Source organism: Amnibacterium sp. (genome assembly GCF_025463795.1).
GTDB lineage: Bacteria > Actinomycetota > Actinomycetes > Actinomycetales > Microbacteriaceae > Amnibacterium.
On record NZ_JAODBE010000121.1, the window covers coordinates 1 to 10916 of the forward strand.

Genomic DNA, 10916 nt, shown 5'->3' on the forward strand with positions numbered 1-10916 from the left:
GCGAGCACGGCGGCGGCGACGGCGTCCCGCTCGGCGGGAACGCCGAGGACGCGGAGCGCGGCCGCACGGTGGTGCGGCGCGTTGGTGTGGAGGCGGATCCAACCGTCGGCGCCCGCGTAGTCGCCCGCGACCGGATCCCAGGGCGGCGGCGGCGCCCATCCGTCGGGCAGGAGGGCCGAGCGGAACCACTGCGCGGCCCGGTCGCGGTGGACCGCTGCGGCGCCGCCCGTGAGGTCGGCCACCGCATCGGCGAACGCGGCCACCGAGGCGGCGGCGAACGCCCCGACCGCGAACGGGGACGCCAGCCCGGCGCGTCCATCGACGCGGGCGCGGACGGGCACGGCGAGCAGGCGGGCGACCTCCGCCCGGAGCGCTCCCTCGGCATCCGCGGGCATGACGGCACGGTAGCGCGACCGGCCCGGCAGTCGTGCGTCAGTAGGTGCTCAGCTCCGACAGGGTCGGGGCGATCGCGGCGAAGGCCGAGACGAGCTTCACGCCGATGAGGACGAGCACGACCAGGTACACGATGAGGAACGTCCAGAGCGGCGCGAGCCCGCGGTGCACGCGGCGCCGCAGCACGACCGGCCGGCCGATGATGTAGACGATCGTCAGGAACGACCACGCCCAGTGGAACGGCCTGACGACGCCCATCCGCGTGAGCGACCGCCAGTCGACGTAGGCGAGCACGACGATGGCCGGGTAGATCAGGAACCCGACCGCCGAGGTGAGCAGGTAGCCCGGGTCGGCGAACTGGGCCGAGGCGGCGTGCCGCGGATCCTCGATCGCGCGCCGGAAGAAGCCCTCGACGTCCCACGTCATGAACGCGACCGCGGAGAGCAGCGGCAGCAGCGCGATGATCCAGATGAAGGGCGTGTCCACCTGTGCACCGGGGGCGAGGGGCGGCTGCTCGATGCTGCCGTCCCAGGCGCCCTCGGCGAGGTGGTCCGTCCAGGCGCGGCCGTCCCACCAGCGGCGCCGGTTCGAGCCGGCGGGGTCGGGGTACCAGCCGGGCGCGGGCGCAGGGGTCGGAGTGGACACGGGTCCTCCAGGATCGGGTCGCCCGCAGCGTACGGCCTGGCGCGCCGGGACGACCCGGTAGGCGTCGTGGGGTTCTGCGCGGACGCCGACGACAGCGGCTCCTCGACGACGCGCCCCGTCGATCCGAGCGGCGGGCCGGCGGCTGCGAACGGTCAGGCGGCGCCGTTGAACATGGACGTGACGGAGCCGTCCTCGAAGACCTCGTGGATGGCGCGGGCGAGCAGCGGCGCGATCGGCAGCACCTCGAGCCGGTCGAAGCGCTTCTCGGGCGGCAGCGGCAGGGTGTCGGTGACGATGACGCGATCGATGATGCCGGAGGAGAGCCGCTCGACCGCGGGCGGGGAGAAGATCGCGTGGGTCGCCGCGACGATCACGCCCGTCGCTCCGGCCGCCTTCAGCGCCTCCGCACCCTTCACGATCGTGCTGCCGGTGTCGATCATGTCGTCGACGAGCAGGCACATCTTGCCGGCGACCTCACCGACGATCTCGTGCACGGTCACCTGGTTGGCCACCGCAGGGTCGCGGCGCTTGTGGATGATCGCGAGCGGCACGTCGAGCCGGTCGCTCCACACGTCGGCGACGCGGACGCGGCCCATGTCGGGCGAGACGATGACCATGTTCGTCTTGTCCACCGTCTTCTCGATGTAGTCCGTGAGCACCGGCATCGCGAAGAGATGGTCGAGCGGACCGTCGAAGAAGCCCTGGATCTGCGCCGCGTGCAGGTCGATCGACATGATGCGGTCGGCGCCGGCGGTCTTGAACAGGTCGGCGACGAGGCGCGCGGAGATGGGCTCGCGGCCGCGGCCCTTCTTGTCCTGCCGGGAGTACGGGTAGTAGGGCACGACGGCGGTGATGCGCTTCGCGGACGCGCGCTTCAGCGCGTCGAGCAGGATCAGGTGCTCCATGAACCACTCGTTCACCGGCGCCGCGTAGGACTGGATGACGAACGCGTCGGCGCCCCGGACGCTCTCCTCCATCCGCGTGTAGATCTCGCCGGAGGCGAACGTGCGGGCGTCGACGGGCAGCAGCGTCGTGTCGAGCTCGGCGGCGACGGCCGCCGAGAGCTCGGGGTGCGATCGCCCGCTGATGAGGACGAGTCGTTTCTCGCCCTTGGTCTTGATGCCGGTCACTCGAGATCCGCGTCCTCCCCGGGCGCGTCCTGACGGTGAGCCGCCGTGACCGCCGCGTCGGTGCCCGGTCGGTGCGATTCGACCCAGCCCTCCATGTTCCGCTGCGGCGCCACGTTCACGGCCAGGGCTCCGGCGGGTACGTCCTTGCGGACCACCGTCCCCGCGCCCGTGTAGGCGCCGTCCCCAATCGTAACGGGGGCCACGAACACGTTGTGGGACCCGGTCCGCACCGCGGAGCCGACCAGGGTGCGGTGCTTCGCCACCCCGTCGTAGTTGGCGGTGATCGTGCCTGCGCCGATGTTGGAGCGCTCCCCCACCTCCGCGTCGCCGACGTAGGAGAGGTGCGGCACCTTCGACCCGTCGCCGATCACGACGTTCTTCGTCTCGACGAAGGTGCCGATCTTGCCGTCCGCGCCGAGCCGGGTCCCGGGGCGGAGGTAGGACCAGGGCCCGACCTGGGCGCCCGCGCCCACGACCGCGAGGGTGGCGTCGACCCGGTTCAGCCGCGCCCCCTCGCCGACCTCGCAGTCGACGAGCGTGGTGTCCGGACCGACCACCGCGTCGCGCGCGATCACCGTCGCGCCGAGCAGCTGGGTGCCGGGGCGGATCTCGACGTCCTCGGCGAGCTCGACGGTCGCATCGATCCACGTCGTCGCCGGATCCTGCACGGTGACGCCGGCGAGCTGCCAGCGGAGCACGACCGCGGCGTTCACCCGCCGCTGCACGTCCGCGAGCTGGGCCCGGTCGTTCACCCCGGCGGTCACGGCGGGGTCCGCCGCGAGGATCGCGGCGACCGCGCGCCCCGAGCGCTTCAGCGCCACGATCACGTCGGTGAGGTACCGCTCGCCCTGGTCGTTCGCCGCCTCGAGCGCGGCGAGCGCCTCCCCCAGGCCCGCCGTGCGGAAGAGGTAGACGCCCGCGTTGATCTCGTCGATCCGCCGCTCGTCCCCGGTCGCGTCGCGGTGCTCGACGATGCGGTCGAGACCGCCGGCCGCGTCCCGGACGATGCGGCCGTAGCCCGACGGATCCGCCATCCGCGCCGAGAGGACGACGGCCTCCGCGGCGGCGCCCGCGGCGAGCAGGGGTTCGAGGGTCGAGGCGTCGAGCAGCGGCACGTCGCCGTTCAGCACGAGCACGTCGCCGTCGAAGCCGGCGAGCGCCGCGAGCGCCTGCTCGACCGCGCGTCCGGTGCCCGGCACCTCGTCCTGGTCGACGAGCAGCGCCTCCGGGGCGGCCGCCGTGACGGCCGCGGCGACGGCGTCGCGCTCGTGGCGCACCACCACCGCGAGGCGGACGGGTTCGAGCGCACGGGCGGTGGCGAGCACGTGGGCGATCATCGGCAGGCCGGCGATGGGATGCAGCACCTTCGCCGTTCGGGAGCGCATCCGCGTGCCCTGCCCCGCGGCGAGGACGACCACGGCGAGCGGCCGGGCGGCTGGACGGGCGGCGGTGTCGGTCACACGACTCCTCTGTCTGGTGGCGGCGCCGAACGGGCGGAGCTCCGCCTCCAGGACTCGAACCTGGACCTCACAGCTCCAAAGGCTGTCGTGCTGCCATTACACCAAGGCGGACGGCGACAGCCCAGTGTGCCAGAGCACCCTCCCCCGTCAGCCGCGCAGCGAGGCCTGCAGCTCCCGCCGCAGGGCGTCGAGCCGCACCGCGAGGTGCCGCACGGTCTCGTCCGTGAGCCGCCCCGCCGCCGCCGCGGCCTTCAGGTCGGCGTGCAGCTGCGCCCGGAACTCGGCCAGGTGCACCTCGGCGCGGCCGAGCTCCGCCCGTCCGGGTCGCTCGTCACGGGTCGGCCTCGCGGGTCCGGTCGCGTGCGTGGTCCCCGTCGCGCCGGCCGACGCAGCGGCGAGGTCCGCCCGAAGCGACCGCATGGCGTCCCCGACGGTCGCGCGCACCTCGTTCGCGAGCCGGCGGACCGAATCGCCGACCTGCTCCTCGATGCCCTCCAGCTCCCGCCGGCGCGAGGCGAGCTCCGCGCGCCCGGCCGCCGTGATGGCGTAGACCGTGCGGCGCCCGTCGCTGCGGCCGACGACGAGCCCCTCCTCCTCGAGCTTCGCGAGGCGCGGATAGATCGTGCCCGCGCTCGGCACGTAGGTGCCCCCGAACCGGTCCGACAGCCCCTGCATCAGGTCGTAGCCGTGCTGCTCGCGATCGTCGAGGAGGGCGAGCAGCACGAGGCGCAGCTGCCCGTGCCCGAACACGGCGGCGCTCACGCGAGGGCCGCGTGCACGACGCTCACGTTCCCGCTCACCGAGTTGACGCGGAAGGGCAGGCGGGCCCCGTCCTCAGGACCGCCGACGCCGGTCCACCGGCCGCGGACGTGCCCTTCGCGGTGGTCGTCGAGCTGGAGCCGTCCGCTCGCGGTCGTGATGGCGTACTCGATGCGGACGTCCGCGTCGACCCGCGCCGTGACGGCGCCGCTCACCGTGTTCACGACGACGGCCCTGGGCACGCCGGCGATCTCGAGGAAGACGGATGCGGAGACGCCGTCGGACGCGAAGTCGGTGATCCGGCCCGACGCGGTGATCCCCCCGCTCACCGTGCGGGCGACGACGGCGCCCTCGTGCTCGCGCACGGCGAGGTCCCCGCTCACGCCGTTCAGCTGCAGGTCGCCCGTGACCCCGTCGACGACCACGTCACCGCTCACGGTGCTGACCGAGGCGTCCCCGACCAGGCCGCTCACGAGAGCGCTCGCCGACACCACGCCGAGCTTCAGCGCGGTGCGCCGTGGCACCAGCAGGCTCACGTCGGCCGTCGCCCTGCCGTCGAAGCTGCGCATGGCGCTCAGCCAGTCGTCCCAGCGGATCTGCGGGTGGTCGATCACCAGACGGCTTCCCTGCACCGCGACCCGGAGCGGCCGGCCCGACACCGAGTGGACCTCGACGCGGGCGGTCGGCTCGTCGTGGGCGACCACGTCGACCTGCCCGGCGATCAGCCCGATCTTCAGGCGGTCGATCCCCTCGAGGTCGATGGTCCGGGGACCGTCGATCTGCCATTCCTCATCCATGCCGCTCTCCTTCCGAGACGCGATACATCGTGACGCGATACAACGCGAGTGTACGCATGGATCGGCACAGCGCAAGAGCGTCGGCCCGACCAGCCGGCCCGTCGGTGCTAGGAAGGCGGATGGTCTCCGTCGCCGCGCCCGCGCGCCCCGCTCCGGCGCGGCCGCGACGGACGGATCGCCCGCGGTGGCGTCCGGAGGCGCTCCTGCTCGGGATCGCCGGAGTGCTCGTCGCGGGGTGGCACGTCGACGTGCCGGCGCTCTGGCGCGACGAGGCCGCGTCGGTCGGCGCGGCGCTGCGGACCTGGCCCGCGCTCGGCGGCATGGTGGACCGGGTCGACGCGGTGCACGCCACGTACTACGCGTTCCTCCACGTGTGGTTCGCCGCCGTGGGCTACACGCCCTTCACCCTGCGGCTGCCCTCCGTGCTCGCGGCCGGCGGCACGGCGGCGGTGGTCACGGTGCTCGGTGCCCGACTCGCGGGCCGTCGGGGGGGGATGGCGTCGGGCGCCGTCGCCGCGGTGCTCCCGTCGCTCGTGTGGGCCGGCGGCGAAGGCCGGTCCTACGCGATCAGCGCGCTGCTCGCCTCCGCCGCCACGCTCGCCCTCGTGCACGCCCTCGGCCCGCACCGCAGCGCGCTCGCCACGGCCGGGGCGTGGGCCGGGCACGCCGCACTGCTCGCGCTGGCCACCGTCGTGTTCCTCGACGACCTGCTGCTCGCGGCCGCGCACGTCGTCACGGCGCTGCTGCTCGGCCGGGGGAGGCAGCGGTTCGGCGGCCTGGCGGCGGCCGTCGCCGCGACCCTCGCCGTGCTGCCGTTGCTCCGGCTGGCGACGGCGCAGACCGGCCAGGTGGGCTGGATCGCCGCGTACGTCCCGGCGTCGCCGTGGCACCAGCTCGCGGTCGAGCAGTGGTTCCGATCCGACCTCGTGGCGAAGACGGTCCTCGTGGTCCTCGTCGCCGGGGCGATCGCGGCCGTCGTGCGCCGCCGCGTCCCGGCCGGCGCGCTCGCCGTCGTGCTGCCGTGGGCGCTCCTGCCTCCGGCCGGGCTGCTCGCCGCCGGGCTCGTCACCGCGCCGGTGTACTGGCCGCGGTACGTCACGTTCACGGCGCCCGCCGTCGCGCTGCTCGTCGGCCTCGCCGCCGCCGCGCTCCCCCGCCTCATCGGCGTGATCGCCGTGCTCGCGATCGCCGCCACCGCGGTGCCGCAGATCGTCGCCGATCGGGAGCCGCACGCGAAGGCGGGCAGCGAGATGGGCGACGCCGCGGCCCTCGTCGCCGCGGAGCGCGGCCCGTCGGACGGCCCCGCCGGGATCGTGTTCGGCCAGTACAACGGGATCCGCGGCGTCACCACGCGGATCGAGGCGATCGCGTACCCGGAGGACTTCCGCGGGCTCAGGGATCTGACCGCGACGGGCCCGCTCGCCGACAGCACCGCCCTCTTCGGCTCGGACATCGGCGCGACCGCCGCGGTGCCGCGGATGCGCTCGCTCACCACCGTGTGGTTCCTGCTCGACCTCGACGCCGACCCGCAGACGGTCGTGCCGACCGCCGCGATGGAGGCGGCGGGGCTCGCACCCACCGGCACGTTCCGCACGAGGGGTTCGATCCTTCTGCGGTGGAGCCGCGTGCCCTGACGGAGGTCCCGCTCCCCGCGTAGGGCCGGCGCGGCGAGCCGGCCCTACGCGCGCTCCAGCCGCTCCGCCGCCTCGAGCCAGGCGAGCTCGATCGCGTCCCGCTCCGACTCCCGATCCCGCAGCCGCTCCGCGAGGGCGGTGATGCCGGCGTAGTCGGACTGGTCGTGCACCGCCATCGCGTCGTGCTCGGCGCGGATCCGCTCCTCGGCGCGGGCGAGCCGCTTCTCCAGGGACACGAGCTCCTTCTCGAGCACCCGGCGGTCGGCCCCGGACATCGCCGCATCCGGTCCCGGCGCCGTCGACGGCTCGGGCACCGCGGCCTCGGCGTCCGTGAGCGAGAGGTACTCGTCGACGCCGCGGGGCAGGTGCCGCAGCCGGCCGCCGACGACCGCGTACTGCTGATCCGTGACCCGCTCGATGAGGTAGCGGTCGTGGGAGACGACGAGCAGGGTGCCCGGCCAGGTGTCGAGCACGTCCTCCATCGCGGTGAGCATCTCCGTGTCGAGGTCGTTCGTCGGCTCGTCGAGGATGAGCACGTTCGGCTCGTCGAGCAGCACGAGCAGCAGCTGCAGGCGCCGGCGCCAGCCGCCGGAGAGCTCGCCGACGCGGGCCTGCAGCTGGGCGGACGGGAAGCCGAGCCGCTCGAGCAGCTGGCCGGGCGACAGCTCCGCGTCCCCGACGCGGTAGGCCGTGCGGAGGCCGCCGAGCACGTCGCGCACGAGCTCGCCGTCGAACGGCAGGAGCTCCTCGAGCTGCTGGCTGAGCCGGCGGATGCGGACGGTCGAGCCGCGCTTCACCCGGCCGGCGAGCGGCGGCACCGAGCCGTCGATGAGCGCGAGCAGGGTCGACTTGCCCGCGCCGTTGCGCCCGAGGATCCCGGTACGCTCCCCGGGCGCGATCCGCCACTCGAGGTGCTCGAGCACCGGCCGGCCCTCGTAGCCGGCGGACGCGTCGATCAGGTCGACGACGTCCTTGCCGAGCCGCGCGGTGGCGAGGCGGTGCAGCTCGACCGTGTTGCGCGGCGGCGGCTCGTCGGCGATGAGCACGGTGGCCGCGTCGATCCGGAACCTCGGCTTCGACGTCCGCGCGGGCGCGCCGCGCCGCAGCCACGCGAGCTCCTTGCGCAGCAGGTTCTGCCGCCGGTCCTCGATAGCCCGCGACTGCCGGTCGCGCTCGACCCGGGCGAGCACGTAGGCGGCGTAGCCGCCCTCGTAGGCGTCGACGCGGGCGTCGTGCACCTCCCACATCCGGGTGCAGACCGCGTCGAGGAACCACCGGTCGTGGCTCACGACGACGAGCGCGCCCTGCCCTGCGCCCCACTTCGCGTTCAGGTGGGCGGCGAGCCAGCGCACCCCCTGCAGGTCGAGGTGGTTCGTCGGCTCGTCGAGGAACAGCACGTCGTCCTCCGCGACGAGCAGCCCGGCGAGGGCGACCCGGCGGCGCTGGCCGCCGGACAGGTCGGCCATCGCCGTCCCGGGGTCGAGGCCGTCGAGGAGGCCGTCGATCACGTCCCGGATGCGGCGGTCGCCCGCCCACTCGTGCTCGGCCCGATCGCCGACGATCGCGTCGAGCACGGTCCCCGAGCCCTGCGGATCCTGCTGGCCCAGCACGCCGACGGTGACGCCGGTGCGCCGAGTGACCCGCCCGGCGTCGGGCTCCTGAGTGCCCGCGAGCAGCCCGAGCAGGGTCGACTTGCCCTCACCGTTGCGGCCGACGACCCCGATGCGGTCGCCCGTCTCGAGGCCGAGCGACAGGTCGTCGAGCACGACCCGGGACGGCACCTCGATCCGGATGCGCTCCGCGCCGATCAGATGGGCCATCCCTCAAGCGTAGGCAGACCCGAACCGCGAACCCTGCCGCTGCGAATGCGTAGGCGGGGCCCGATCGGCTCCGCACGAGGGACGAACGAGAGGGATCGCATGAGCGACGCGGCGCCGGTGGGCGTGATCGGCGGGTCGGGGCTCTACTCGCTCCTGGACGACGCGGAACGCCTCGAGGTCCCCACTCCCTACGGCGCCCCCTCCGCCCGGATCACGGTCGGCGTGCTCGCGGGCCGCCGCGTCGCGTTCCTGCCCCGCCACGGCGGCGGGCACACGCTCGCGCCGCATCGCATCCCGTACCGGGCGAACGTCTGGGCGCTGGCGTCGCTCGGCGTGCGGGCGCTGGTCACGTCCTCGGCGGTCGGCGGGCTCGTGGACGAGGCCGCGCCCGGCGTCTTCGTCGTGCCCGACCAGTACCTCGACCGCACGACGAACCGCGACGGCACCTTCTACGACGGCGCGCGCGTCGAGCACCTCGCGGCCCCCGACCCGTTCGACCCGCTGCTGCGCGACCTCGCGATCGACGCGCTCACCGCGGAGCACGTGCCCGTGCGCCCGACCGGCACGACGGTCGTCATCGACGGTCCTCGCTTCGCGACGCGGGCGGAGTCGCGCTTCCACGCGGCGTCGGGAGGCACGACGATCAACATGACGCTCGCTCCCGAGACGCCGTTGGCGCTCGAGCTCGGCATCGCGGTCGTGAACTGCTCGTTCGTCACCGACCGCGACTCCGCCGTCGACGCGGGCCACGAGGACGCGGTCACGGCCGGTCTCGTGCTGGAGCGTCTCGCCGCCGCGCAGCCCGTGATCCGCCGCGTCGTCGCTGCGGTCGTCGAGCGGATCCCGGACGGCTTCCGCGCCGGGCCGGCCGTGCCGGCCGACGCGATCGCCGAGGTGCTCGCCCGGCCGGTGCGCCGGTGACCGGGCTGGTCCTGGTCACCGGCGGCGCCGGCTTCATCGGCGGCGCCGTCGCGCGCGCCGCCGAGGAGTCGGGCCATGCCGTCCGGGTGCTCGACTCGCTGCGCGCCGACGTCCACGGTCCCGGATCCGCGCCTCCGGCCGGGATCGAGACGCGTCTCGGCGACGTGACCGATCCGGCCGCGGTCGCCGACGCCCTGCGCGGGGTCGACGTCGTCGTGCACCAGGCGGCGAAGGTCGGGCTCGGCGTCGGGTTCGGGGACGCCCCCGACTACGTCGCCTCGAACGACCTGGGAACCGCCGTGCTGCTCGCCGAGATGGCCGCGGCCGGCGTGGACCGGCTCGTGCTCGCGTCGTCGATGGTCGTCTACGGCGAGGGCGCCTACCGCTCCTCGCGGGGGCCGGTGGCGGTGCCGCCGCGACGGCGGGCGGACCTCGACGACGGCCGCTTCGAGCCCCGCGACCCGGTCTCGGGCGAGCCGCTCGAGCCGGTCCTCGTGACCGAGGACGCCCCGCTCGATCCGAGGAACGTCTACGCCGCCACGAAGGTGCATCAGGAGCACCTCGCCGCCGCCTGGGCGCGCGCCACGGGCGGCCGCGTCGCCGCCCTCCGCTACCACAACGTCTACGGGCCCGGCATGCCGCAGAACACGCCCTACGCGGGCGTGGCGTCCCTGTTCCGGTCGCAGCTCGAGCGGGGCGAGGCGCCGGCCGTGCTCGAGGACGGCGGCCAGCGCCGCGACTTCGTGCACGTGCGCGACGTCGCGGCCGCGAACCTCGCCGCGGTCGGCTGGACCGCCCGGCAGGAGGGCGCCGCGGTGCGCCCCTTCAACGTGGGCAGCGGCGTCGTGCACACGATCCTCGACCTCGCCGTCGCGCTCGCGGCCGCAGCCGGCGGTGCAGCGCCCGTCGTGACCGGCGGGTACCGGCTCGGCGACGTGCGGCACATCACCGCCTCCTCCGCCCGGCTCCGCGACGAGCTCGGGGTGCCGGCGCCGGTGCCGTTCGAGGCGGGGGTCGCGGCGTTCGCGACCGCGCCCCTCCGCCCTGCCGTGCGGATGCGCGGATGACCGCCGTCGTGGGCGACCTGGTGCTGCCCTGCCTGGACGAGGCCGCGGCCCTGCCCTGGGTGCTCTCCCGGCTGCCGACCGGCTGGCGCGCGATCGTCGTCGACAACGGATCGACGGACGGGTCCGCGGACGTCGCCGCCGCTCTCGGGGCGCTCGTCGTGCACGAGCCGCGGCGCGGGTTCGGCGCCGCCGTGCACGCCGGCGTGACCGCCGCCACCGCGGAGCTCGTGGCCGTGTGCGACGCCGACGCGTCCCTCGACCCGGGCGACGTGCCCCGGCTCGCCGCGCCC

Annotated in this window: 10 protein-coding genes, 1 tRNA gene and 1 pseudogene; 4 read left to right on the forward strand and 8 right to left on the reverse strand. The window is 75.0% G+C overall.

The features are described from left to right. The 7 genes and pseudogenes from JWQ92_RS10705 to JWQ92_RS10735 form a co-directional block, all read right to left on the reverse strand. A pseudogene (locus tag JWQ92_RS10705) lies at window positions 1–395 on the reverse strand (hypothetical protein); the annotation flags it as partial. 37 nt (window positions 396–432) lie between these two features. Beyond that, a complete protein-coding gene (locus JWQ92_RS10710; protein WP_297344447.1) occupies window positions 433–1038 on the reverse strand; it encodes a DUF2510 domain-containing protein in 606 nt (201 codons plus the stop codon). Between the two features lie 152 nt (window positions 1039–1190). Then, a complete protein-coding gene (locus tag JWQ92_RS10715) occupies window positions 1191–2168 on the reverse strand; it encodes a ribose-phosphate diphosphokinase (RefSeq protein WP_297344448.1) in 978 nt (325 codons plus the stop codon). Next, window positions 2165–3628, reverse strand: a complete 1464-nt coding sequence (gene glmU, locus JWQ92_RS10720) for a bifunctional UDP-N-acetylglucosamine diphosphorylase/glucosamine-1-phosphate N-acetyltransferase GlmU (RefSeq protein WP_297344449.1) — start codon at window positions 3626–3628, stop codon at window positions 2165–2167. Before glmU ends, JWQ92_RS10715 begins: the two co-directional genes overlap by 4 nt. 39 nt (window positions 3629–3667) lie before the next feature. Next, window positions 3668–3739: transfer RNA gene (locus JWQ92_RS10725), tRNA-Gln, on the reverse strand. A gap of 36 nt (window positions 3740–3775) precedes the next feature. Then, a complete protein-coding gene (locus tag JWQ92_RS10730) occupies window positions 3776–4390 on the reverse strand; it encodes a PadR family transcriptional regulator (protein WP_297344450.1) in 615 nt (204 codons plus the stop codon). Then, on the reverse strand, window positions 4387–5184 hold the full coding sequence (locus tag JWQ92_RS10735; protein ID WP_297344451.1) for a DUF4097 family beta strand repeat-containing protein: 798 nt from the start codon (window positions 5182–5184) through the stop codon (window positions 4387–4389). Before JWQ92_RS10735 ends, JWQ92_RS10730 begins: the two co-directional genes overlap by 4 nt. 119 nt (window positions 5185–5303) lie before the next feature. Between JWQ92_RS10735 and JWQ92_RS10740 the strand changes: the two genes are divergently transcribed. Then, a complete protein-coding gene (locus tag JWQ92_RS10740; RefSeq protein WP_297344452.1) occupies window positions 5304–6818 on the forward strand; it encodes a hypothetical protein in 1515 nt (504 codons plus the stop codon). A 44-nt stretch (window positions 6819–6862) separates the two neighbouring features. On the opposite strand, the gene JWQ92_RS10745 is transcribed toward JWQ92_RS10740, so the two are convergent. Beyond that, window positions 6863–8638: an ABC-F family ATP-binding cassette domain-containing protein gene (locus JWQ92_RS10745; protein ID WP_297344453.1), complete on the reverse strand. Its 1776-nt coding sequence runs from the start codon at window positions 8636–8638 to the stop codon at window positions 6863–6865. 99 nt (window positions 8639–8737) lie between these two features. Between JWQ92_RS10745 and JWQ92_RS10750 the strand changes: the two genes are divergently transcribed. The 3 genes from JWQ92_RS10750 to JWQ92_RS10760 all read left to right on the forward strand — a co-directional run. Beyond that, window positions 8738–9559, forward strand: coding sequence for an MTAP family purine nucleoside phosphorylase (locus tag JWQ92_RS10750; protein WP_297344454.1), 822 nt, complete (start codon window positions 8738–8740; stop codon window positions 9557–9559). After that, window positions 9556–10626, forward strand: a complete 1071-nt coding sequence (locus JWQ92_RS10755; RefSeq protein WP_297344455.1) for an NAD(P)-dependent oxidoreductase — start codon at window positions 9556–9558, stop codon at window positions 10624–10626. The genes JWQ92_RS10750 and JWQ92_RS10755 overlap by 4 nt, the downstream gene beginning before the upstream one ends. Next, on the forward strand, window positions 10623–10916 hold a 294-nt coding region (locus tag JWQ92_RS10760), incomplete at its 3' end, for a glycosyltransferase family 2 protein (RefSeq protein WP_297344456.1). The genes JWQ92_RS10755 and JWQ92_RS10760, both read left to right, overlap by 4 nt.